General features: G+C 56.7%; 22 protein-coding genes. 3 read left to right on the forward strand and 19 right to left on the reverse strand.

The window, feature by feature from the left end; all coding sequences use genetic code 11:
* Nucleotides 1-533 precede the first annotated feature (533 nt).
* Nucleotides 534-2,090: a helix-turn-helix domain-containing protein gene (locus AC6RNO_RS22295; RefSeq protein WP_497106801.1), complete on the reverse strand. Its 1,557-nt coding sequence runs from the start codon at nt 2,088-2,090 to the stop codon at nt 534-536.
* 153 nt (nt 2,091-2,243) lie between these two features.
* Between AC6RNO_RS22295 and AC6RNO_RS22300 the strand changes: the two genes are divergently transcribed.
* Nucleotides 2,244-3,233, forward strand: a complete 990-nt coding sequence (locus AC6RNO_RS22300) for an ABC transporter substrate-binding protein (RefSeq protein ID WP_497106802.1) — start codon at nt 2,244-2,246, stop codon at nt 3,231-3,233.
* 43 nt (nt 3,234-3,276) lie between these two features.
* Here AC6RNO_RS22300 and AC6RNO_RS22305 read toward each other — a convergent pair whose 3' ends face one another.
* The 7 genes from AC6RNO_RS22305 to AC6RNO_RS22335 are packed head-to-tail and all read right to left on the reverse strand — an operon-like array spanning nt 3,277 to nt 10,762.
* Nucleotides 3,277-4,125 carry an SDR family oxidoreductase gene (locus AC6RNO_RS22305; protein WP_497106803.1) on the reverse strand — a complete coding sequence of 283 codons (849 nt, stop codon included), beginning with the start codon at nt 4,123-4,125 and terminating at the stop codon, nt 3,277-3,279.
* A gap of 15 nt (nt 4,126-4,140) precedes the next feature.
* Complete coding sequence (locus tag AC6RNO_RS22310; protein ID WP_497106804.1) at nt 4,141-5,301, reverse strand: GNAT family N-acetyltransferase; 1,161 nt, start codon at nt 5,299-5,301, stop codon at nt 4,141-4,143.
* Entirely contained in the window at nt 5,276-6,625 is a 1,350-nt protein-coding gene (locus AC6RNO_RS22315; RefSeq protein WP_497106805.1) for a F390 synthetase-related protein, read from the reverse strand. Before AC6RNO_RS22315 ends, AC6RNO_RS22310 begins: the two co-directional genes overlap by 26 nt.
* On the reverse strand, nt 6,625-7,491 hold the full coding sequence (locus AC6RNO_RS22320; RefSeq protein WP_497106806.1) for an MBL fold metallo-hydrolase: 867 nt from the start codon (nt 7,489-7,491) through the stop codon (nt 6,625-6,627). The genes AC6RNO_RS22315 and AC6RNO_RS22320 overlap by 1 nt, the downstream gene beginning before the upstream one ends.
* On the reverse strand, nt 7,481-8,482 hold the full coding sequence (locus AC6RNO_RS22325; RefSeq protein ID WP_497106807.1) for an NAD-dependent epimerase/dehydratase family protein: 1,002 nt from the start codon (nt 8,480-8,482) through the stop codon (nt 7,481-7,483). The genes AC6RNO_RS22320 and AC6RNO_RS22325 overlap by 11 nt, the downstream gene beginning before the upstream one ends.
* A complete protein-coding gene (locus AC6RNO_RS22330) occupies nt 8,479-9,777 on the reverse strand; it encodes an ATP-grasp domain-containing protein (protein ID WP_497106808.1) in 1,299 nt (432 codons plus the stop codon). The genes AC6RNO_RS22325 and AC6RNO_RS22330 overlap by 4 nt, the downstream gene beginning before the upstream one ends.
* Complete coding sequence (locus AC6RNO_RS22335) at nt 9,767-10,762, reverse strand: beta-ketoacyl-ACP synthase III (RefSeq protein ID WP_497106809.1); 996 nt, start codon at nt 10,760-10,762, stop codon at nt 9,767-9,769. Before AC6RNO_RS22335 ends, AC6RNO_RS22330 begins: the two co-directional genes overlap by 11 nt.
* Nucleotides 10,763-11,211: 449 nt before the next feature.
* Here AC6RNO_RS22335 and AC6RNO_RS22340 point away from each other — a divergent pair, with 449 nt between their 5' ends.
* On the forward strand, nt 11,212-11,508 hold the full coding sequence (locus tag AC6RNO_RS22340) for a hypothetical protein (protein WP_497106810.1): 297 nt from the start codon (nt 11,212-11,214) through the stop codon (nt 11,506-11,508).
* Nucleotides 11,509-11,556: 48 nt separating this feature from the next.
* On the opposite strand, the gene AC6RNO_RS22345 is transcribed toward AC6RNO_RS22340, so the two are convergent.
* From AC6RNO_RS22345 to AC6RNO_RS22365, 5 genes are all read right to left on the reverse strand, one after another.
* Nucleotides 11,557-11,742, reverse strand: coding sequence for a hypothetical protein (locus AC6RNO_RS22345; protein WP_474684756.1), 186 nt, complete (start codon nt 11,740-11,742; stop codon nt 11,557-11,559).
* A complete protein-coding gene (locus tag AC6RNO_RS22350; RefSeq protein WP_497106811.1) occupies nt 11,735-12,292 on the reverse strand; it encodes a hypothetical protein in 558 nt (185 codons plus the stop codon). The genes AC6RNO_RS22345 and AC6RNO_RS22350 overlap by 8 nt, the downstream gene beginning before the upstream one ends.
* 70 nt (nt 12,293-12,362) lie before the next feature.
* Nucleotides 12,363-13,196 (reverse strand): carbohydrate ABC transporter permease, encoded by an 834-nt coding sequence (locus AC6RNO_RS22355; RefSeq protein WP_488437172.1) that lies wholly within the window; start codon nt 13,194-13,196, stop codon nt 12,363-12,365.
* A complete protein-coding gene (locus tag AC6RNO_RS22360; protein ID WP_488437171.1) occupies nt 13,193-14,038 on the reverse strand; it encodes a carbohydrate ABC transporter permease in 846 nt (281 codons plus the stop codon). Before AC6RNO_RS22360 ends, AC6RNO_RS22355 begins: the two co-directional genes overlap by 4 nt.
* 276 nt (nt 14,039-14,314) lie before the next feature.
* Complete coding sequence (locus AC6RNO_RS22365) at nt 14,315-15,472, reverse strand: type II asparaginase (protein ID WP_474684752.1); 1,158 nt, start codon at nt 15,470-15,472, stop codon at nt 14,315-14,317.
* Between the two features lie 303 nt (nt 15,473-15,775).
* Here AC6RNO_RS22365 and AC6RNO_RS22370 point away from each other — a divergent pair, with 303 nt between their 5' ends.
* Complete coding sequence (locus AC6RNO_RS22370) at nt 15,776-16,117, forward strand: hypothetical protein (protein ID WP_497106812.1); 342 nt, start codon at nt 15,776-15,778, stop codon at nt 16,115-16,117.
* A 17-nt stretch (nt 16,118-16,134) separates the two neighbouring features.
* Here AC6RNO_RS22370 and AC6RNO_RS22375 read toward each other — a convergent pair whose 3' ends face one another.
* The 6 genes from AC6RNO_RS22375 to AC6RNO_RS22400 form a co-directional block, all read right to left on the reverse strand.
* The gene (locus AC6RNO_RS22375; protein ID WP_474684765.1) at nt 16,135-17,055 is read right to left on the reverse strand and encodes a carbohydrate ABC transporter permease; all 921 of its coding nucleotides are present in this window, start codon (nt 17,053-17,055) and stop codon (nt 16,135-16,137) included.
* 30 nt (nt 17,056-17,085) lie between these two features.
* Nucleotides 17,086-18,036, reverse strand: a complete 951-nt coding sequence (locus tag AC6RNO_RS22380) for an ABC transporter permease (RefSeq protein ID WP_488437243.1) — start codon at nt 18,034-18,036, stop codon at nt 17,086-17,088.
* 120 nt (nt 18,037-18,156) lie between these two features.
* Nucleotides 18,157-19,848 (reverse strand): extracellular solute-binding protein, encoded by a 1,692-nt coding sequence (locus AC6RNO_RS22385; RefSeq protein WP_497106813.1) that lies wholly within the window; start codon nt 19,846-19,848, stop codon nt 18,157-18,159.
* A gap of 96 nt (nt 19,849-19,944) precedes the next feature.
* Entirely contained in the window at nt 19,945-21,732 is a 1,788-nt protein-coding gene (locus AC6RNO_RS22390) for a sensor histidine kinase (protein WP_488437167.1), read from the reverse strand.
* Complete coding sequence (locus AC6RNO_RS22395; RefSeq protein WP_497106814.1) at nt 21,707-23,323, reverse strand: response regulator; 1,617 nt, start codon at nt 23,321-23,323, stop codon at nt 21,707-21,709. The genes AC6RNO_RS22390 and AC6RNO_RS22395 overlap by 26 nt, the downstream gene beginning before the upstream one ends.
* Nucleotides 23,324-23,456: 133 nt before the next feature.
* Nucleotides 23,457-24,467, reverse strand: coding sequence for an endo-1,4-beta-xylanase (locus tag AC6RNO_RS22400; protein ID WP_497106815.1), 1,011 nt, complete (start codon nt 24,465-24,467; stop codon nt 23,457-23,459).
* Nucleotides 24,468-24,536 lie beyond the last annotated feature (69 nt).

Genomic DNA, 24,536 nt, shown 5'->3' on the forward strand with positions numbered 1-24,536 from the left:
CTTTCAAAAAGAACGGTCGGCGCCTGGCCGGCAGCGTGCGCACAGCCCCTCGTATCCGCAGCTCCCCCACATGTGAAGCTCCTTGCGAGGTAAGTGCATACTTGCGAAGCTTCTCACATGCGAATCTCCTTGCGAGTGCAGTTCCTTACTTGCCAAGCTCCTCGCATGCGAATCTCCTCGCGAGTGCAGCTCCTTACTTGCCAAGCTCCTCACCTGCATAGCTCCTCGCATGCGAAGCTCCTCGCGAATGCGGCTCCTCACCTGCGAAGCTCCCCACCCGCGAAGCCCCTCGCGCGCGAAACTCCTAATTCCGCGGCTCCTAATAACGCCGGGGTTCTGACCGCCGCCATGCGTCGGCGACCCAACGCGCGCCCGGGGTTCGCGCGCGTTGGGTGCTGCTTTTGCCGCAATGCAGCACAACCGCCTCTTATGATGATACAAATTGTATCATCATAATTGTAAAAAAACAATTCCCTGCTTTTCGCAAGGAACGAATCATGACTCTCGGCGGGCGGCGCCGGGCCAAACCTTTTTCAGAAAACCGAGACGAGCTCGTCGATAATCCGGTGCCGTCCCTGCGGCGTCCAGCTCATCGTCAGCCAATTCGGAATAAACCGGGCCTGGCCGTTCCGGACAGCGCGGATCGATTGCCAGCGGCGCTGGCGCTGGATTTGTGAGAAAGTCTCCTCGATCTCCGGGTGGCTGGAAAACTTTTCAATGAACAAATGATCGGCGTCCAGGTCGGGAAATTGCTCCGGCGTAAAATGCTCCCTCATTGCCCCGCGGGGCACGCCGCTTCCCGGGTTGAAGCCGAGCTCCGCATACAGCAAATCGTTCAGCGGATGGTTCGCAGTCCCTTGAACGCGAAACTGCGAGTGAATGACCTGCATGTAGGTGACGCCCTCGTCCCGGAAGGCGGGAGCAAGCATTTTCCGCACCCTGGCGGTCCGCTCTTCCAACTGCCGCACCGTCCGCAGGGCCTCGCTGTCCCTGTCGAACATTTCCCCCAGCTTCAGCAGCGTGACGCGCCAATCCATATGGAACTTCATCAGCACCGTCGGCGCGATACTTTTGAATGTATCGTACAAAGCCTGATGCGAAAAATCCGCCACGATCAGCTCCGGCTTCGAACGCTTCAACTCCTCCAGCTGCACGCTGCACAAGCGCCTGTGCTCGGCATCGCTCATCCCCGGATATGGATGGCAATCGATCGCTGCAACAGGCTCGACGCCAATCGCAGCCAAGTTGTCATGGTAGCCAAAACGTGAAGCGGAGGCGACTCTCAACTGATACCGTTTTATGTAAAGGGCAGGCGGAATGCCGGAATGCCGCTTAAACAGACGGCTGAAGTAATACTCGCTGTCAAAACCGACGGACGCCGACACCTCCTTAACGGAGCCGCCCGAACTAAGCCGCTGCTTCGCATGCTGCAGCCGGATTTGGTTCACATAGTCGGTCGGCGACACGCCGGTCGCTTTTTTGAAGCTGCGGCAAAAGGAATTCGGCGACAGCCGGGCTATTTGGGCCAGCGTATCGCGGCTCAGCTTCCGCTCATATTGCTTGTGCATATAAGCGATGCTTCGATCGATTGCTTCGTTCCCCGTGCGCACCTCGCTCTGCGCCGCCGCGTCCCTCGCGATGACATGCAGCAGCTCCTGCAGCTGCAAGTTCGGATCGCGCAGCCCGGAGCGCTCCATGGCCGATTGGGCCAGCCGCTGAAACCGCTCCGGCAGCAGCCGCTCTTCGCCGATCGGGATGCAGCCCTGCGGCATATGCTCCGGCGGCCCCGCGCCATCGCCGCCGCTTAAATTCCATGCGCCTCTATGCCTGGAAACCGTAACGGCGCGCATGAAGACGATCTGGCACTCCAACTCGTCGGACAGCACGGCAGCGTCAACCGACATGCCCGGATGCAGGAAAAACAGCCGGTACGGCTCCGCCTCATAGACGGCGCCGTCCAACAGCACTTCCGCCTTTCCTCTCACGACAAGGCAAAGCATCGGAAACGGCACACGGCGAAGGCGAACCACGGCTTCTCCGGTCCTTTTGTAAGTACGCACGGATGAAAACAAATACAGCGTATGTTCCATAGCAGGCAGCTAACTCCTCTATTCATCCGGCAGCCGATGTGACAATCGGGCAAAACCGGGATACTTGAAGGCATGGACGAATCGGCATGCAAACTTTACACTATTTTATGATAACAATTCTCATTATCATTGTAAAAGGGGAGAACAGACACCATGTTTCAACGTACAAAATTTGCAGCTATCGCAGCAACTTTGCTGCTTTCGCTGGCCCTCGCGCTCTCAGGCTGCGGCAGCGGCAAACCCGCCGCAGGCTCGCCGCCTCCCGCCACAGCGCCGGCCACTGCCGCTCCGGCCGCTGCGGTGGAATACACCGTCAAGCATGCCATGGGCACGACAACGATCAAAAAGCAGCCGGAACGCGTCGTCGTCCTGGTCAACGACGGTGTCGAGGACATTTTGGCTCTCGGCGTCAAGCCTGTCGGCATGGTCCGGGCATGGGGCGTTGAGCCCTACTACCCGCACCTGAAAAACGATCTGCAAGGCGTGCAAATCGTCGGAGACGAGCAGCAGCCGAATCTGGAGCTTATCACATCGCTGAAGCCCGACCTGATTATCGGCAACAAGATCCGCCAGGAAAAAATTTACGATCAGCTGTCTGCGATCGCTCCGACCGTCTTGTCCGAGCGTCTGCAGGCAGACTGGAAAATCAACTTCATGCTGTTTGCCGAAGCTTTGAACAAAAAAGAAGAAGGTGGCAAAAAACTGGCCGAATTTGACAAGCATCTCGCCGAAGTCAAGCAAAAGCTCGGAGACAAAGTGAACTCGCAAGTCTCGCTGGCCCGCTTTTACGTAGGGGATAAAGTCCGTATTTATTATAACGATACGTTTGCCGGCAATATTTTGAAAACCGTTGGCCTGAAGCGACCTGCCGTTCAAAACAAAGATACGTTCGCCGACATTATTCCGAAAGAGCGCATCCCCGAGCTGGAAGGCGACGTCCTATTCTACTTCACGCTGGAAGACGACAAAAGCGAAACGACGAAGAACGAGAAAGCATGGCAGGAGGAAGCGCTCTGGAAAAATTTGAATGTGGTCAAAGCGGGCAACGTGCACAAAGTGAATGACGGCATTTGGAACTCGTCCGGCGGCATCATTTCAGCCAATCTCATGCTCGATGAACTCGTCAAATATTTGGTTAAATGAGAAAACGCGGCAGCCGTGCGGATATGCGCAGCTGTCGCGTTTTTTATTTGAGGAAGCGCAGCAGGACGGCTTCGTACCATTTCCACGGCAGCAGCGCTTTGCCCCACAAGCCGGCGATGACGCCGCGTCCCAGAGGATACCGCAGCCGCGGTTTGTCCGAGCCGGCGATTCGCACGATCGTATCGGCCACTTCCCCCGGGTCGGAAGCGGTTTCGGCTGTCCGGCGCGAAAATTCGAGCACTTTATGCAGCGGCTTCCGGTATGCCGACTCCTCCGGGGCGCTGATGGCGTCAAACCCTTTTTGCCAAATGTCAGTCCGGTACGCCCCCGGCTCGACGAGCACGACGTCGACTCCATAAGGCTTCATTTCCAGCCGCAGCGACTCGCTGAAGCCCTCGACGGCGAATTTGGACGTGCAGTAAGGCCCGTAGCCCGGATATCCCGAGCGCCCGCTCACGCTGCTCACGTTGATGATGACGCCTGATCGCTGCTTCCGCATGTAAGGGAGAACCGACTTGGCGACGGCGATGACACCGAACAGATTCGTCTCCATTTGCTCCCTCCATACGTCCATCGGCACATCCTCGACAAATCCGCCTGCGGCAAAGCCCGCATTGTTGACCAGCACATCGATGCGCCCATAGGTGCGCATAATGTCTTCCACAACCGCCTCTACCGCGTCATGATCGGTTACATCCATGCGAACGATTTCAATATTTTCCGCCGCCGAAACGCCTGCCTGCTCTGCGTGCTTAAGCAACAGTTCCCGCTTCTGCAAATTGCGCATGGCCGCGATGACGCGGTACCCGCTTCCCGCCAGAGCGACGGACGTTCGCAGCCCGAAGCCCCCTGACGCTCCGGTAACCAGCGCGACCTTCGGTTCGTTTCCCATCGCACAGAGCCTCCTTTACAGCTTATATTTTCGCATTAGCGGTACGCCGATTTTGTCCAGGACGTTATGGAGAAACGCCCATCCGGCCTGCCTGTAGGCCGGGAGATGCGCGCCGTATACCGCGCTGTACTCCATATCGGAGACGGCTCCGCGATTGCGTTTGAACTGCGCCGCGCCGGAGCTTTCATGAAGCAGATGCCCGCTGCGGCGGGCAATGTCAAGCAACACCGCCGAGAGCATACGGTACAGCCCGAGCTCCTGCGGCAGCGACGTATCGTAGCCGAACACCGGAGTCGTCATGACGCCATTGCGGCAAAAATAGCCCAAAACCGCATCGATGCTCCCCGTATTCCGGCTGCGCAGCGCATGGAACTGCAGGAGCTTTTCCTTCAGCGCAAGCGCAAAAAAACGGTCGCCGAACTGCGGATTATGATACGAATATTTATCCAGGTAAAGCGACTTGTACAGGGCGGACAGCCGCGGAACGTCCTTTTCCGACAACTGCTCGGGACCCAACACCTCGTAGCGATGCGCCTCCAGAAGCCCATAGTCCCGCTTCAGGAGCCAGCGCGCTTTCGCGTTCGTTCCCGCTTCCTCCGAAGGCCGGAGAAAATAAATTTGCCTGCTCGGCACAAGGCGGAATCCGCGCAACTGCAAAGCGTCCATCAGCGCGCCGTTCGTCGTGCGGTTCAAAGAGCGGAACACCAGCGTATGCCGAGGAAATGTGTCCAGCAATAGCGCAACCGCTTCGTCGATATGCCTGTCGGACAGGTTGGGATATAAGTTCGTCGACAGCAGCCAATTGTTGACATGGACGGTCCGGTTGAAACGGCCCGCTTTCAGCAGCAGCCCCAGACCGCCGAGCAGCGCCGGAAGCAGCAGCCGGGCGGCGCGCGATTTGAGCAAATACAATTCCTGTCTGGCGTAGCTGATATAGTGCGTATAAGGCGAGCATACGTAAGAATTCCCGTATTCGCCGTCGTTCTCGGTAACGGGCAGCACGTGTTCGTCCAGCTTCAGCGCATGCAGCTTCGTCCGCACGTTGGGAATGAGCGTTTCAGCCGGCTGCTCGAAGAACGGGAGCAAAAACCGTTTCGCATATGAGCCGTCTTCCGTTTCCGGCCAATTCATGCTTTTTATCGTGTTTTTGTCATAAAAGCGGATGTCCGTCGACATGCGTAAATCTCCTTTCCACGCGGCGCAGCTTGCGGTCTCCGGGCACATGATGGAAGCTGGTAAAAATGATTTCGGGCATCCGGCAGCCGATGCGGCCGCATAAAGCTTCAAGCGAGCTGCGGACAGCGGCTTGAACCCGAGCCTCGGTCTCCCCCCGCCCATCGTCCACCTGCAGCGAAATTTCCAGCCGCTCCGGCGCATGGAGAATCGCGCGGTAGGCGCTGACCTGTTCGGATGCGCCGATGATGCACCGGGAAATAAAATCGGGAAATACCGGTGCCAGCCGGTCCCCCTCCAAGGTAGGCAAATAAAACAGATCGTCGCACCGGCCCTCGATCCGCTCGATCGCGGTAAAGGGCGAGCCGCAAGGACACGGCTCCGCCCGCTCCGTCAGCAAATCGTTAAGACGATAGCGGACGATCGGCTGCGTGAATCTGGAAAAGTCGGTCACGATGGGCACGAATTTGCGCAGTCCGCGGTCCACGTACTCCTTTTGCACGCAGACGACGTCTTCGTTGAGGTGCAGCGTTCCGTGCGGGCAGGTGGCGGCCAAAAACCCCTCGGTGCATTGATACACCTGATGCACCGTCTGGCGGAAAGCCGCTTCCATGATTCGCCGGTCCAGCGGGTCGAGCACCTCGGCGACGGAGACGATACGCTCCGGCTCGATATGCAGCCGGCCCTCCCGCTTCGCGTCGGCGAGCAGCCTCAGCATGGACGGCGGGGCAACGAGCAGCGTAGGCTTTTGCATGTTAAGCCGTTCCAGGTGCTCTTCCGGGGAATCGAGCAGATCGTAAAACCGGAACTGCAGCCTGCGGCTGCCCACCGAGCCGTATAAATTGCTGTTCGCCCGCAGAAAAAAGGCGATCCGGTGACGGCCAAGCAGCGAGCCGGGCAAGATTTTGGCCAGCACGGTTCCGGCCCATGCCAGCCGTTCCCGCCGGCTGACCAGAAAGAGCCCGCGGCTGCCCGAAGTGCCGGAGGACAGGCCGACGGTAATCCCGCCGATCATCGGCGTAAACTCCCGCGTCCGCTCCGCCTCCAGAGCGAGCTCGAACGCCGAAGCTTTGCGGATGCCCGCCGTATTGAGCGCGTCGAAATGATCCATCATCATCTGCTTGTCGATGACGGGAAACCGGCGCCACTCCGCCGCCGGCATATCTCCCCAAAGCTCGCGGTAAAACGCCGACGCTTGCCGCACCCGTTCCAGATGGCGGCGCACTTTCTCCTCCTGCCAGCGTTCGAGCTGTCCGCGGTCGGTCCACCGCTGTCTCATCCGGGCGGCCGCGTAGCAATATGCGATTTGCAGAGTATCGGTCGGCATTAGAGCGGAACGCCTCCCTGGATCCAGTTTTCCCAAATCTCGGGACAGTGCGACGGAACGATGCGAAGCCCGGGGATTTCCCGGTGCAGGCGGACCAAGCGCTCGAAGCTCTCGTCGTATTGGCGCTTGTCCGGCATGATCAGCCCGGTCAAAGGGTGCGGCGGGCGGTTCTCCCGGTACGCCCGGCTCGACCAGGCCGCATCCGCGCAGAGCAAATAATCGTGCCGTTCCGTCGACAGGAACAGGCCGATCTGCCCCTCGGCGTGGCCCGGCAGCTCGACCGCCAGCAGGCTGCCGTCGCCGAGCACGTCCATCGCGCAGGGGAACCCGAACTCGGGCGGCAGCGCGACCTGCGAGCTGCGCTCGATAAAGCGGGACCGCTGCAGGAAATCGTCCGGCAGCAGTCCCGGCAAAAAAGCTCTGCGCAGAGCGGCCATGCCGCGCAGATGCCGCACGGCATCATACGCTTCGGGCGCGTACCAAAATGCCGCGTGCGGAAAATCTTTCAATCCTGCCACATGGTCGGCATGAAAATGCGAAATGATGACGCCGTTCACCTGCTCCGGGCGGACGCCGCAAGCAAGCAGCTGCCTGACGGCGCTGTCCGGCTCACGAAACACGACCGGCGTCGTCATCCGGTACAGCCGGTTCGGCAGACGCTCCGTCTCCGCAAGAAACCGCTCGGCATAGCCGGTGTCCCACAGCAAGAAGCCCGCCCGCGGATGCTCGATCAGCGCGAACAGCGCCGGAATGCGGCAGACGCCCGGCTTTCCTCCGCGAATCGTTACCCATTCCGGGTGTTTGCAGTAGCCGGCAGCGAACAGCTGCAGCTTCACTTTTGCCGTTGTCGGCAGCTTACTTGCCATAGCCTTCCCGCTCCTTCCACCAGGCTGCAAAAGCGTCCAGCCCCTCGTCCACGCCGATGCGGGGCACATAGCCCAAATCGCGGCGCGCCGCGCTGATGTCGAGCGTCTGGCTGCGGCCGAGCATCCCCGCCATCGCCCGCGTCAGCAGCGGCTCGCGCGATCCCGGCAGCCACAGCGCCGCCAGTTCCATCGCCGCCGCTGCCGCATAGGCGGCTGCGAACGGCAGCTTTTTCGGTCGCAGCGGCACGCCAAGCTTGGCGAACAGCCTTGCGGCCGCCTCCGCGAACGGCAAGGGCTCCCCGTTCGTGATGTTGTAGACGCGGCCAAGCACGGCGGCCGGTGCGCTTTGGCACAAAAGGAGCGCATCGACGACGTTGTCCACGTAAGTGAGGTCGATCAGCGCCCGGCCGCCGTCAATCATCGGAACGCCCCTCGTGGCGTTCGCCGCAATAATCCGGGGCAGGATCGACGCATCGCCGGGCCCGAAAATCGCCCTCGGCCGCACGATCACGGCCGGCAGACCGGCAGCGCAGGCGCGTTCCACGGCGGCTTCCGCAAGCCGCTTCGTCGCGGCATAGGCGCTTGCCTGGCGCGCCGGCAGCGGGTCGGCCTCGCTGACGTTCATCCTGTGCGCCGCGCCGAAGTACACGCTCGGCGTGGATACGTGGATGAACCGGCCGACCCCGTGCCGGAAGCAGCCGGCAAGCAGATGTTCCGTCCCTTTGACGTTGGCGTCGTAAAAAAGCCCGTAAGCCCCCCACGATGCGGATAAAGCGCCGCAGTGAAATACGGCGTCCTGCCCGGCGCAAGCGGCGGCCGTCTGCTCTGCGCTGCGCAAATCGGCCTGCGCGAACCGGATACCGAGAGCTTCCAGCTCGCGGCCTGCATCCGCCCTTCTTCCCATGGCGGTGACGTCCCAACCCGACCGGCAAAGCCGGACAGCCAGACGCCGCCCCAAAAAACCGGTCCCGCCGGTTACTAACGCTCTCATAGCTCATCACCGTTCCATTCCAGATCGGATGTCGATGCTTCGATGAGCGAAATGCCCTGCGCGGAGGCGATTTTTCGCATATCGGCCAGCATCGGCAGCTGCTCCAGATACGGCCTCGGATCCGACCGTCTGAAAATGACGTCCTTGGCCGCCGCCAGCTTGCGCAGCCATTCCGGCAGGCTGCGCCAGGCGCTCTGCCCGGACAAGCCGTAAGCCAGCATCGGCAGTCCGAGCATCCTCCGCACGTGAGGCGACGGCTCGACGATGCGGCCCTGCAAAGCTTCCGGCTGCACAAAAGCATCCGCCATGCCGGGCTCCGCCGCAAGCAGATGAATGCCGCTGGTCGTCCGCGGGTTGCATTCGATCGGAAACAACCGCCCGTCCGCCGTTTCTATAAAATCAAAAGCGATTTGTCCGCTGAAATTTTCCAGTCTCACAAACTTGCGAACCCACTCCAGCGCCGCCTGATGAGCAAGCGGCTCGAAGTAAATGCTCGCGCCGCCGCCGAAAGCATACTGCGAGCCGTAGGCCGCATGGGCGGTCAGGCGCCCCTCGAGCGCGACGCTGTACGTGCAGACGCTGCGGCCGGCAATATACTGCTGCGCCACCCAGGGGCAGCCGAACGCCTCCGGGTTTGCCGCCGGCGTCTGTGCTTGTGCCGACGCTTGCGCCCGAGCTGACGCTTGCGCCTGTTCCGACGTCGAACGACCGCAGAAGGTGCCGGACAGCTTCACGATCCGAACCTTGGCGGCGAACCGCGAATATTCCGGCTTCAGCACGTACCCTTCCGGGAACGCGGAAGCCGCCGCTGCGCCACCGCCGCCCGCTCCCGCGTATTCGGCGAGCTCCCCGGCGGTGCGCAGCAGCCGTGTCTCCGGCACGGCGAAGCCCAGCGCTTCCGCCCGGCGGATGAACGCCCACTTGCTGTGCAGGGTGCGCAGCTGCCCGAGCGGAGGCGCAAACACGCGGCAGCTGCGGCTGAGCCGCTCCCGCGCCGAAGCCACATAAAACACTTCCTCGCAGGTCGGAAGCAGCAAATCAATGCCCTCGCGCCGGATGATGTCCTCCAGCGCGGAAATAAAATCGGCCGTATGCCGGGCCGGACTCGGCACCGCAAAGTTTCGTTTCACGGCCGATGAAACGCGGCACAAATGATGCGCAGCGCTCTCCGCTGCGTACACTTCGCAGCCCGCCGCAGCGAGCAGGCGGGCCAGTTCCAGGGCGGCCGGAGCCCGGCCCCCCGTGATCAGCACCCTGCGGAGCGGCCGCTGCCCCGGCGTCCCTTCAGTACACAAAATCGACGCCTCCCAACGAGAAGCCCGCCGACGTTCCGAGCAAAAGCACCCGGTCGCCGCGCCCGATCCGCCCCTGCCGGATTGCCTCGTGCAGCCCCATCGGAATCGAGGCGGCGATCGTATTGCCGTGGTCCGGGGTAATGTACATCAGCTGCTCCTCCGATATGCCCAGCTTGCGGCGCAGCAGCCGCATCGCCATCGCGCTGCCCTGGTGCGGGATGACGAGCCGGTAATCCCGGATATCGCTGCCGCTTGCGGACAAAATCCGCCGCAAAAAGTCCGGAAGCAGCCTCGAAGCCATCCGGAAAATCGCCTCTCCGTTCATGTCGAACAAGTAGTCCGCTGCGGATTCTTCACCGTACTCCTTGGCATGCCGGGCGCTTCCGCCGCCGCGTATTTCCGAATAATGCGCACCGCCGCTGTACGTCTCCATCGCCGCAAACACGATGCCTGAGCGCTCTTCCGACCCCGCCTGTTCGATAACAGCCGCTGCCGCCCCATCCCCGAACAGGGCGGCGCTCTCCTTGTGCTGCCAGTTCAGCCCTTTGGACGCCACTTCCGTCGATACCAACAGCACCCTTTTGTAGCGCCCGGCGTGAACCATGTACGACATGATATCCAGCCCGGCCACAAAACTGAGGCAGGTGGAATTGATGTCGAACGAAGGCACGCCCGATTGCTCCTGCCCCATCGCTCTCTGAATCAGAGCAGCCGTACACGGGATCGGCTGTTCCATCGTGCCGCTGACGCAAACGAGGCAATCGATTTCCGCAAAATCCCGTCCGGCAGCTTCAAGCGCCCGCTGCGCCGCCCTCGCTCCCATTTCGGAAGCAGTCTCTTTATCGATAAAATGCCGGGTCAGCACATTCGTCTTTTTGCTCACCCAGCCCTGTGCAACGTTCAATTTGCGGTCCATTTCCGCAGCCGTAATCCGGCGCCCCGGCAAATAGACCCCTGTTCCCGTTATTTTCACTTTTAGCATCATGCTGCCCTCCAACGTTGTGACGTTCTCCTTGCTCCTATTGTAAGGGAACGCAGCATAATTCATAGTACTAAGTTCGACTAGTACCTTAATTCGACAAAACTTATTTCGACAAAACCGGCGGCAATTCCTCCGCGGGTACCATAGCAATAATCGCCAGGAGTAGTCACTTGCAGGAAAAGCGATGCAGAAAAGCCGGATGACGAATACGTCACCGGCCATGCGCCAAAAACCTGCAAAAGTGCAGGCTTTTTCCGCATATGTGGTTCGTTTTGAGGAAAAGCCTGCAATTGTGCAGGAATTCCCGGCTCAAACCGCTTTGAGCTCATATATACGCTGAAAAGCCTGTATTTTTGCAGGAATATTGCGCTGCAGGCGTACTGTCGGGGAAAAAGATGCACTTTTGCAGGTTTTTTAGGCTGGGGACAGATGGAAGTACTGGAGCGTGGCGGATGGGCGACGGTAGATCTGGTTTGTCGGCGGACGGCGGACAGATGGCGGCAGATCTGGTTTGTACGCGGGCGGTATACGGATGGCGTCAGGTCTGGTTTGTTCGCGGGCGGCGGGCAGGGCGCGGCGGATCTGGTTTGTACGCGGGCGGCAGACGGATGGCGGCGGGTCTGGTTTGTATGCGGACGGCGGGCAGGGCGCGGCGGATCTGCTTTGTATGCAGCGGCGAGCGGACGACGGCGGCTTTGTTTTGTATCCGGCGACCGACGGAAGTCGCCGAAACCGTCCTCCTTCAATGAAGTTCAATTGAAGGAGGGCGCGGTTTCGGCACGCATCGTTGGTGTTTATTACTTGCCGTATCTTCCTTTGATTTCCGGCTGGATTTTGGGCGCTAGTGCTTTCATGGCCTGTTCGGCTGTTTCTTTGCCGAGCCAGACCGGGTCCAGCGCCGAGAAGCTCATGTCCGTCACTTTTCCGAAATTGACCAGGTAGTATCCGGGGCTTGCTTTTCCGTTGTTCAGCAGGTTATGCATGAAGATTTGTTATGTACAGCAAAGTGACGAAAACATTGTTTTGCGTAATGAATTTCTTTTGCGTAATTTGCACGCCGCTTGCATTGAATTCGCTCTGCCAGTAACTCGGCGTCTGCAGCCGTTTGGACACATTCTCGCTGAAGCTTCCCGGTGAAACGGCAACGGTGTAGGCGTCCCTATCGTTCAAATTGTCCTGATACGCAAAAGAACCCGCAAAGCCGAGGACGCCCGGATTGTGCACCTTCATATAGGCGCTCCTGCCCCTCGTCATCAAATCGGAGCCTTCCGGATCGTTGCCGGGTCTGGACAGCATGCGGTCCATCCAGAAATCGGTCCCGCCCTTCTCCGTATCGTACATCGCTTGCATCATGCTGTTCACGGTATAAGACACAGGTTCGGCAGGCACCGGATTCGCCGCCCCGCCAAATACGGGCATTCCCGGGTCGTTAGCCGCAAGCGCCGGACTCGGACTGGCAAGCAGCGTCAGAACGGAAATACACACGGTCAAAACGGCAAGCGCTTTTTTGAAACCCTTTGCATCGGTTGGCATGTCATACCTCCTTGCGCTCGTCTATGAGCAGAATCAACTTGATCAAAGTCGGCTTTTTTAACCTCCTTGCCTAGCCTTTGATGCCGGTCATGGTGATGCCTTCTATAAGCGCCCTCTGCGCGAACAAAAACAGCAGCAGCGACGGCAGCACGATGATCGAAGTGGCGGCCATCATGTAATTCCACTGCGCCGAGTACGAGCCTTGAAACAGCGTCAAGCCGAGCATAAGCGTGTAGTGCTTCTCGGACGTGATGAACACGAGCGGACCGAGAAAATCGTTCCAACTGGCCAAAAACGCCAGCAAACCGACGACGGTCATCGCCTGCTTGCCGAGCGGCACGATGATGGTCCAATAAATTTGGGCGTGCCCGGCGCCGTCCATTTTGGCCGCTTCATCCAGATCGCGCGGAATCGACAGGAAAAACTGCCTGAGCAAAAAAATATGAAACACGCCGCATCCAAACCAGGACGGAGCAATAAGCGGCACGAGCGTGTCGGTGAGCCCAAGCATTTTCCAGCCGATGAAATGCGGGATCATGACGGCGAAAAAAGGCAGCATCATCCCCGTCAAAATGACTCCGAACACGCGGTTCCTCCCCGGCCACTGAATTTTCGAGAAACTGTAGGCGCACATGGAAGCGGTCAGCAGCACGCCCAGCACGGAAAGCCCGGTCACCAGCACACTGTTCAAAAAGTAAGTGCCGAAAGGATAATTGCCCAAAGCAGTAGCAAAATTGCTCCATTGCAAAGCTGCCGGAATAAACTGCGGCGGTTTCTGAAAAATTTGGCCCATATCGATTAAAGTCGTACGAAAAATCCAATAAATGGGAAACAAACAAATGATGCTGCCCATGAGCAAAATGGCATAAATCGCTGCCTGCGAAAGCATATGTTTAGTCTTCATTGGCGCCGCTCCTGGTCTTCGTAATAGACGAGCGAGTTGGAAAGCTTGAAGCATACGCCGGTGATCAGCAGCATGACGAGAAACAGCAGCACCGCGCTGGCGCTTGAAGTGCCGAACCTGGAAAACTGGAAGCTTTCCTTGAACAAATAATACACGTACAAATAGCTGGCCTTGTTCGGCCCGCCCTGCGTCATGACATGCGGCTGCACGAACGTTTGAAACCCGTTGATAAAGCCGATAACCGTGTTGAAAAAAACAATCGGCGAGCTCATCGGAACGGTAATATACGCAAGCTTATGCAGCGCGCTGCCGCCGTCGACCTCGATGGCTTCGTACAGGTGGGACGGAATATATTGCAGTCCGGCCAAAAAAATGACGATCATGTTGCCCGTCGTCCACAAGCTCAACAAAATGAACGTCGGCATCACCGTGCTGTCGGACGACAGCCAAAGCGAGGTCGGCAGATGCAGACTGTCCAGCACATAGTTCACGACGCCAAAATCCGGCTGCAGCAGCCACAGCCAAATCATGGAGGCGGCGGCAGCGGGAATGATGACCGGCAAATAAAAAATCGCCCGAAACACACTCCTGCCTTTAATCCGCCGGTTCAAAAGAATCGCCATCGCAAACGCAAACACGACTCCGGCCGGCACGCTGATCAGCACATAGTACGCAGTGGCCCGCACGGCAGGAAAGAAAAAGGTGTCCTTGCCCCCCAAAAGGTCCCTGTAATTCACCAAACCGATAAAACGGGGAGCCGAAACTACATTGTACTCGGTAAAGCTCAAAATGAACGTATACGCCAGCGGTCCGACTACAAAAATCAGAAATCCCAGCAGCACCGGCGACGCAAATAACAGTCCGGCTATCCACTCCCTGGTTGCTCTCTTTTTTACGAAAACAATGACATATCAGCCTCCTTGCCGCAGATGCACATTCGCAGCGCCTATGTAAACCGATTATAATGTTCGCGCTTTCAAACGGAAATTCGAATGATTTTGTTTTGGTGGACTAAACTTGGTTTTCTAATAAATGTCCACTAATCCAACATATGCACACCCCTGGCTTCACAAATAAAAACGCCGCCCCTGAACGGAGCGGCGCACTCGAATAATCTCTCAGTATTGGTTGAAATACGCTTGAATCTTTTGCGGATCTTGGGTTTTGGCGAGCGCCAACATCAACAAGATGCGTGCTTTTTGCGGGCTGAGATTGTCGGAAGTGATAAATTTATTGTCGTCATCCATTTTTTCTCTGGTAACTATACCTTCAGGCACGCGGGTACCGCGAACAACGGCAACACCTTTTTTTACAGCATCCTGCAGACCCGGAAGCGTTTTCTCATGAATGGAGCCGTCGCCTGTACCGGCGTGGATAATGCCCTTTGCTCCGGCTGAAACCGCGGCGTCAACCAATATACGGTCGTCATTGGCATGAGAGTAGACGATATCTACGCGCTTCAAACTATCTTCAGTCATGTTGCGAATGTCAAATTCGGACTGGCTTGTATGTTTTTTAACCGGCAAGTTGTAAAAGTAAGGTTTACCTCCCTGCATATATCCAAGGTAACCCAGTTCCGGATTTTTGAAAGTATCAACGCCGGTAGTGCTGGTTTTAAAAGTATCGCGAGCGTTTCCGATCTTGTCGTTCAAGGAAATCAGGACACCCTTGCCCTGGGCTTCTTTAGAACCGGCTAACGCTACAGCGTTGTACAGGTTTAACGGGCCGTCAGCCGATATGGCCGTAGAGGGACGCATGGAACCGACGATCACGACCGGTTTGTCGGAATGAACGGTCAAATCGAGGAAATAGGCAGTCTCCTCCAATGTATCGGTACCGTGGCTGATGACAACGCCGTCATACTTCGGATCATCCAATGTCTTTTGGACTTCCTTCGCCAGCTTGATCATGATGGCATCGGTATTGGATGTGCCTGAATCGATTTTCGCCACTTGGGCAGCGGACAGGTTGGCAATATCTTTTAGCGATGGCACCGCTTCAATAAGCTGATCCGGAGTCAGAACCCCCGCTTGATAACCGGTAGTTTGCGTGGCAACAGAGCCGGTTCCGGCGATCGTGCCGCCCATTGCCAAAATTTGAATGTTGGGCAAATTGGATTTGACGGCACTGCTCGAATTTGTAACGGGAGCCGGGTCATTTGGGGCCGTATTTTTTGTTTGTGCATCCGTTTGGTTTTTCACCGCACACCCTGAAGATATGAGAGATAATGTCAGTACAGCGATAGCCGCGACTTTCTTCCCGGTTAATTTCTTCACTTGAAAAATTCCCCCTTAAAGACATTTGGCTCAACTTTAGATTGATATTAAACCGCTTTCATTATTCAGTCTAAACCCTCAACTATAAAAATCTACACGAACCTACAAAACCGGTTCGAGTACTTTTCACGAATTGACGCAAGCTGTTTTGGGGGTAAAAAAGCTTGCACTTTCCAGGCAGCCCGAGAAAGTCGCGGCACTATTCAGGGCTAGGGGAACCCGTGAGACCGCTTTTTCCCAACTTGCGCCTCACCCGGCGCAGGCCGTGGAACTGCGCAACTAGGCAGGAGTAGCTTGGCAGGAATGCGGTCGACTGACCGCCGTCATGAAGCGCAGCACCGCGCGCTGGGAGCTGCACGGGATGCAGAAAAAACCTGCAAATGTGCAGGTTTTCCCTCTGAAATCGGCTTATTTTGGCGAAAAACCTGCAAAAGTGCAGGAATTTTCGCTGAAAGTGAACCTGATCCTATGTCCCCGCTGAAAAGCCTGCACAATTGCAGGAATTCTCCGTATCCAGCGATCAAGGAAGCAAATTCATGTATTTTTGCAGGTTTTCTTCGTGCAGCCAGGCAGGTTGTAGCTATCGCCTCTAACGCAGGGGTTTCCGGGCAGCCTGACTTTTGCGCAGGCTTACTCCCCGAATAGCCGCCTCATCGCCGGCATCAGCCCTTCACACCGCCGACAGTCATTCCTTTGACAAAGTACTTTTGCAGGAACGGGTAGACGAGGATGATCGGGACGCTGGCCACAATCGTCATCGTCGCGCGGATCGTCGTCGGCGTTACGGTCAGCGCGCCGGTGTTGCCGCTGCTGGCGAATACGTCGGCTGCCGACTGGGACGTCGTCGTGTTCGTATTTTGCAATATTTTCATCAGTTCGTATTGCAGCGTGCTTAGATTATCTTTGGACGAGTTGTACAAAAATACGTCGAACCACGAGTTCCACTGCCCGACCGCGCTGAACAGTGCAACGGTAGCCAGTACCGGCACGATGAGCGGCAGTACGACCCGGATGAACATCGCGAAGTCCCCTGCTCCGTCGATCCGCGCCGCTTCCAGAATGCCGTCGGGCAGCCCGTCGATAAACGAGCGGATGACGATCAGGTTGAATACGCCGATCAGGCCGGGAATGATGTACACCCAGAAACTGCCGACCATGCCGAGATCGCGGATAAGCAAATATCCCGGAATGAGGCCGCCGCTGAAATACATCGTAAAGATGAAAGCGACCGAGACGAATTTGCGCAGCACGTACTCCCGGCGGGAAATCGTGTAGGCGACCATCGCCGAGCAGAACACCGTCACGACGGTGCCGATCACCGTCCGCAGAATCGAAATGAACGTCGAATGAATAATGAGCGCCTCGCTGAATACGTATTGAAAATTTTTCCCGGTCCACACTCTCGGCCACAAATAAATGCCTCCGCGAACCGCGTCGTTCGCATCGTTCAAGGCTACGGCCAACGTGTTCAGAAACGGATACAGCGTCACGATGACCAGACAAAGCATGAACCCGATATTGAATATGTCGAACAAACGGTCTCCCGGGGAAGAATAGCGTCTGTTCGAGCGTTTAACGCGCACGGTTTCCAAAGCCGAACGCCCTCCTTCCGTCTAGAACAACCGGGCTTCTCCGGCCCGTTTGGCAATCTGATTGGCGCTGATCAAAAACACGAAGCTGACCACCGTCTTGAAAATGCCCGCCGCCGTCGCCAGCGAGAAATTCCCTAGCGAAATCCCGTATTTTAGCACGAAAATATCGAGATTTTCCGAATAGTCGACGGTCATTCCGTTGCCGAGCAAATATTGCGGCTCAAAGCCGGATTCCAGAATGTTTCCCAAATTCATAATGAGCAGAATGATAAAAACCGGTTTTAAACTTGGCAGCGTAATGTGCAAAATGCGTTGGAGCCTGCCCGCTCCGTCCATTTCCGCGGATTCGTAAAGCGCCGGATCGATCGTCGTCATCGCCGCCAAATAAATGATCGTGTTCCAGCCGACGTTTTTCCATACCTCGGAAGCTCCGAGAATGCCCCAGAAATATTCGCCTTTGCCAAGCCACAGAATCGGTTCGTCAATCAGATGCAATTGCAGCAGGATCACGTTGATGATACCACCGTCCGTCGACAAGGCGCCTGAAATAATGCTTGCCGCGACAACCCAGGAAATAAAGTGAGGCAAATAGCTGATCGTCTGCACGACTCTTTTAAAGAAAACTTGCCGAAGCTCGTTGAGCAAAATCGCCAGCGCAATCGCCGTAGCGAAGCCGAGAACAAGATTGATCACACTCATCGCAAACGTATTGCGCAGGACGCGAAGAAATGCTTCATCCTGAAACAAAAACTTGAACTGATCCAACCCGACCCAGGTTTGCTCCGCGAACTTTTTGGCCGGCCGGTAGTTTTGAAACGCCATCGTCCAGCCCCACAGCGGGACATATTTGAACATGAACAGCCAGATCAGAAACGGAACCGACATGGCGAACAACGCTTTTTGCCTGCCGAGCTTGTGCCAAAACAGCGCAATTCCCGTCGATTTCCCGGACAGCTTTGTTTGGCCAGCCATCGTATTTGAAGTAGGGCTCTCCATAGAAAATCACTCGCTCCTCCAAGACTTGCTTGTCTTTTTCCGGTAAAAATACGCCGGGCACTTGCCACACCCGCCCGTGCCCGGCACCCCGTGACGCTATTTGGACCAATCGCCTGCCGCGCGGGCCTGCACGATTTTGGTGACGAACGTTTCGTATCCTTTTACGTCCAATTTGTTCATTTGCGCCGTGTAATCGCCCCACAATTTGTCGAATTTGTCAGGCGCGGCGAGAATCATTTCCGGGTAATATTTTTTCTGGACATCGCTGCTTTTTTGCCCGAAAATTTGTTCCGGCGTGCCCTGGCCTTTGTTGATGCTCCATGCGGGATACCAAGGGCGTTCGTCCGGCGTGCTCAACAAATCGGTAAACACTTTCGCGTTGTAAGCTTTCAATATCGTTTTGTCGCCGTCGGTGAAATTTTTCTCGGCTACCGAAGGCTGCTTGTTCGGATCGAACGCATTGCCGTCCTTGAGCACGGAGGAATTGCCGTAGCGCGGCCAGTTCCAGGCGAAATCCTTAAGCCCGAAATCCTCATAAAACTTGGGATCGGCGACTTTGGCGATTTGCTCGTCCGTGCGGTAAAACTTCCCTTTGTCGTCGACTTCATAGGTTTGGCCTTTGATGCCCCACTGCATCAGCACCTGGTTGTCTTCTTTCAGCAGGTTGTCCCAAAACTTGACGATGCGAACCGGGTCCTTCGCGCTTTTGGTAATCGCGACGCCGCGGTTGTTCACGAAGCCCGGGGGATCGAGGTACTGGTCCTTCGTGCCTTTATCGAACACGATCGGCAGCGGCATGTAGCGCTTGTCGTCGATACCGGCTCTTTTCAGATTGTTGCGGGCGTCGCCCACCTGCCAGTCGTATGCGAAGTAGCCGATCACACGGCCGGAAGTCAATTTGGCCAAATATTGATCTTTATTCATCGTGAACGACTCTTTGTCGAACAAGCCTGCGGCGTTCATGTCGTTCAGCTTTTTCACCCAACGCTTGGTGATGTCGTCCACGGCGTACACTTTCGCTTCGCGCGACTTCATGTCGACGATCACGTCGCCGTCGTTCGGATAGCCGGCCAGATGCATCGGCGGATTCGTAATCGTAAAAAAGTTCGTGTCATAGGTCAGCATCGAGAACCCGATCGTATCCTTGCCGTCGACCTGCGGATGCTTGTCCTTGTACTGCTTGATCAAATCGAAGTATTCGTCAAGCGTCGTCACCTTCGGATAGCCCATTTCCTTGAGGACGCCGCGCTGAATCCAGAACGCCCCTTGATCGACGTTCGGGTTGGCGATGTAGCCCTGATTCGCGCTGAAAGGAAGATGATAAATTTTACCGTCTTTTTGCTTCATTTTGTTAAAATACGGGCCATACACGCGCTTGATGTTCGGACCGTATTTCTCAATCAGGTCGTCCAGCGCTATGAACGCTCCGGCGTCTAAAAACTTGTCGATTTCGCCCTCCGGCTGAATAACGTCCGGGTATTCGTTGCTGGCGATCATGACGCCGGCTTTGGTCTTCGATTCGCCGACCAGCTTCTCCAGCTTGAAATTGACCCCCGTCTGCTTCTCCAGCTCTTTGCCGATCGGCGTCTCGTTCGTATTGATGTTCTTGCCTGCATTAAAAATAAACATCGAAAATGTGACCGGCACCTTGTCGTCCGCCGAAGCAGCCGTGCCGCCGGGGCCGGCCGCCGCGCCCGAAGCGCCGGGCTTGGCCGTATCCGCACTGCCGCAAGCGCTTAACGAAAGCGTCAGCAACAAACCGGCCGTAAACCATTTTAACTTCTTCATCCTGGTTGAAACTCCCCTTTCAAACGATTCGCTGTAAGCACTTTCATTATAAAGAATCGCTATTATTTTGATTACCCGGCAAACTTTAGCATCTTCTTAGGAAAGCATAGATGCCGCATCCGCGCAGTCGCGGTCAGCCGGAATCGAGATCGTAACGGCCGTCCCACGGCCGTATTCGCTGGAAATAGCGACTTGAGCGCTGCTGCCGTAATACAGCTTCAATCGCAAATAAGCGTTCTTCATGCCGACGTGCTCCTTGACCTCTTCGCCGCTCATCATGTATGCGTGCAAGGAAGCGAGCTTCTCCGGAGGCATGCCGATCCCGCTGTCCGACAACGTGAACAGCAGCCGTTCGGCGCTGCGCTGCGCCTTCAACTCGATCATGCCCTCGCCCTGCTGCGGCTCGATGCCGTGAATGCTGGCATTCTCGATGAACGGCAGCAGCGTCATTTTCGGAATCGTGCAGTCGTAGACCGATTCGTCCACATCGAAGCGGTAGCTCAGCTTGTCGCCGAACCGGTACCGCTGAATTTCCAGAAAACACAGGATCAGGTCCATCTCATCCCGGAACGTGACCCAATCCCCGCCCCATTCCAGGGAACGGCGGAACATTTTCGCCATATTTTTAATAATTTTGGCCGTTTCGTTTTCCTCTTTGATGATGCTGCGCATGCGGATCGTTTCAAGCGCGTTGAACAGAAAATGCGGGTTGATCTGGCTTTGCAGGGCGTGCAGCTGCGATTGGCGGCGCTTCAGCTCCAGGTCCTTCTTCTGGATATCGGCGATATAGACGTCATCGATCAGGCTTTTGATCTGAACGGTCATCCGGTTGAATTCGCGCGTCAGCTGGCCGATTTCGTCCTTGGATTCATTTTCGCCGATCAACTCGAAATGTTGGTTTTTCACTTTTTTCATATGCTGCACAATGCGGACGAGGCGGACGTGCAGCGAGCGGCTGATCCAAATAATGAGGAGCGTCGGCAGCAAAATGTTGGCGAGCGCCAAGTAAATGACGAATTCCCGCGACTTGCGCACCGCGTCGAGGACGTGCGAATCGGAGATGAGCACGATGCGCCACCCGTTCAAGTAGTTGACGGTGTACTTTTCCTCCAGCACGATCGCATCTTTCGGCACTGGCAGCGTATTGAAGTTGATCTGCCCCCGGCTCCAGTCCAGGCCCGTATCGGTCGAATACTGGATGTCCCCCCTGTCGTCCAGCAGGTAGAGGCGTCCCTGCAATGTCTGGCTGCCGAACAACTGCTTGATGGCGTCGGGGCTCAGGTCGATTTTCAAATATTTGTTGTATGTATTCTGGGAGGCAAAATAATTCATATACCGGATGAGCGTAAGCCCGCTGAACGAGTCCTCCCGAGAGCCGGCGCGAATGACGAGCGGATACGTTTGCCCGGCGCGGAGCGATTGCTGCAAACTGCGGTACCACGCCTCCGTCCGCGTAACGTCCGTAATCGGATGCACGCCGCCCGAATCGATAATCGTCGGATTATCGGTATACAGCTCAATCGACGAGATTTCCTTGTAAATCGGCGTATATTTGCTGAGCACCCCTGCTATCTGCGAATTGTACTGGCGGACGAACCCGATCGCCTCGGTATACTTTTGCTCCAAAGCCTCGTTCAGCAAATTATCGGTATAAAAAACGGACGATATCCCGACGGCGTTGTCGATTTTGGCGCGGAAATCGTTTCTCAGCTTTTCCAGATTCAATGAAATATCTTCCATTTTTTGCCTCTTCACGTTATGCGTCGTAATGCTGTAAAAAATAAGATTTGTCAGCAAAATCGGAATGAACACGCACAGCACATACAGCATCAGCAGCTTGTTCCGCAGCCTTACATTGTCAAGTTGAAAGAACCGTTTTTTCATCTGAGCAGCCGCCTCGTTTGGTCAAAAGTTTTTTCCGGTACTCGGATGGAGGGAGTCCTTCAGTTTTTTCGAATTGGGTCACGAAGTAGTCCGCATTGTTGAAGCCGACCTTTTCGGCAATTTCGTAAATGCGCAGGTCCGTTTGCCTGAGCAGCTGCTTGGCCTCCCCGATGCGGATCGACAGCAGAAACTCGTTGAAATACATGCCGTATTTCTTCTTGAACAATTGGCCGACATATACGGGATTCATGAAAAATTCGGCGGCAATGCTTTTGAGATTGATGTTCTCCTGATAATGCTTTTCGATGTAAGCTTTGATTTTGTGGATGCTGCCTTTCGTCTGCTCGCCGCGCAGCCGGTCCATCCATTCGGCGCTTTCCAACATGAACGCCCGGAACAGCTCGCCAAGCTGCTGCAGGGTAAGCGAGTGGCGGTCCCACTCCAGCATCGGCCTTAACGCAGCCAGCCGCTCAACCGGGCCCTCCATGCTCTGCAGGATGCCGACCGCTTTATGCACGTAACGGTTCAAAATCGCGCGAATCGCGTCTTTGGCCATCGGCTTTGCCGCGAGTTCCGCAAACAGCCGCTGCACCCCCGCGCTGAGCCGGTCCGTATCGCGCTCTTCGGCCGCTTCGACGATCGCATGAAACAAGCTGTCATCCGGCTCCGCGTAGACAAGGGGAACCGCCTTCGCCGTCTCATGGACGACGACCCCTTTCAAGCTCTGCACATACTTGTACTGAAACACCTCATTGGCGGTCCGGACCGATTGTCCGAGTGACTGCAAATCTTTCACACCGATGCCGACGTACACGCAGACCGGGTGGCGAAGACGCCGCTCCAGCTCGTTTTGCAGCGCTCCCGCGAACCGCTCCGCGCTCCCTCCATGCTGCTGCAGCATGTCGCTGCCGACGATGAAAGCGCAGTGGTTGCGGCGCAAAGCATGCGCGAGCCCGGAGGAACGCCCCGTCAGCGAGCGAAGCGCTTCCGCAACGGTCAACGGGTCGTCGGCTTCCCGGCCTGCGGGCGCCCCGTCTTCCGCGCCGACGCCGCGGTTGATTTCCACAATGCCGCAGCGCACGAGCGCGCCTTTGGGGACGCAGACAAGAGGCGCCAGCTCCCGCAGCGCGGCATCCGCATTGCTGCCACAGGACAGCTGCTCGAACAGGCTTGCCAGGGCCTGCCGGCTCAGCAATTCGCGGCGCCGGCGCTCGTCATCGATTTGCAGTGCCAGCTTGCGCAGCATGTCCTCCAGATCCTCTTCCTCGATCGGTTTCAGCATATAGTCGCTTACGCCGTGCCGAAGCGCGGTTTGTGCATACGCAAAATCATTGTAACCGCTTAAAATAATAAACTTGCAAGTGCTTATGCTGCGCGTTTGCACCTGCTCGATGAGCTGCAGGCCGTCAAAAACAGGCATGCGAATATCCGTGATGACCACATCCGGCTGTTCCTTGGCGATGATGTCAAGGGCGTCTTGTCCGTTGTCCGCTTCATAGCAGACGCTGTAGCCGAGCCCTTCCCAGTCGATCATGCCGAGCAGACCCATGCGCACGTAAGGTTCATCGTCAACCAGCAAAACTTTGTACATGGAAGCATCCGTTCCTTTCCTGAAAAAGATGGCAAAGCGAGCCCGGCAGCATGTACCGGGCTCGCGTTCGTTATGTAAGTGTCGGCGTCTGGCTCATATTGTACGGGATATCGGCCGATTCGCAAAGGAATTTTTACGCCCGCAGCTGCGCAACCCGGTAAAACGAGCCTTTCGGGGCATGCCCGGCATCAAACAGGAAAGGCCAATTTTTCCTGCCTTGCGCCGGAAAATTGTCGAGCCACGTATAGTCGTCCGCAGCGCCCCAGAACGTCACGGCTGTAATGACGCCCTTGTATTCGTTGAACAATCTGAAAATGTCTTCGTACCGGCGCTGCTGCAACTCCATCATCGCTTCCGTCGGATGCACGATGTCCGTGCGGCGGTCGTTAAATTCAAAAACGGACAAATCCAGCTCCGTAATTTGCAGCTGCAAGCCGAGCGCCGCGTAGCGCTCGATGGCTTCGCGGATTTCGTCCAGCGGCGGGCCGTAAATGTTCCAGTGCCCCTGCAGGCCGACACCGTGGATCGGCACGCCCTGACGGAGCAGCGACTGGACCAGGCCAAATATTTTCTCCCGCTTCACCGGGTCGGTCTCGTTGTAATCGTTGTAAAACAACAACGCGTCCGGGTCCGCCCGATGCGCGTATTCGAACGCTTTCGCGATATAGTCCTCGCCGATCGACTCCAGCCACCCGGACTTGCGGAGCGTCCCGCCCTCGCCGTCGTCAATCGCTTCGTTGACGACGTCCCACGCGTATACCGCGCCGCGGTACCGCTTCACGACGCAGTCGATGTGCTCCCGCATCCGCTCCAGCAGCACGTCCCTGGCCGCGGGCTTCCCGTCAGCGCTGGCAAAAACCCAATCCGGCGTCTGGTTGTGCCAGACCAGCGTATGGCCGCGCACCTTTTTGCCGTGCTGCGCCGCAAAATCGACAATCGCATCGGCACGCTCAAACGTGTAGCGGCCAGGTTCAGGATGAATCTCGCTAAATTTCATATGATTTTCTGCGGTCAGACTGTTGTAGTGCGTCACGAGCAAATCGGCTTGCGTCTGCAGCGTCTGCGGGCTCACGGCCGCCCCGATATCGAAGCTGCCTGCGAACAGCCGGTATAATGACGGAACTGGCTCCTTGCGATGATCCATACGGTTGACTCCTCCTGAAACGTACAAAATGTCCGGCAGCGCCTTCCGCGCGTTTGGAAAACGCTTGCA

This window comes from Paenibacillus sp. sgz302190 (assembly GCF_059820445.1).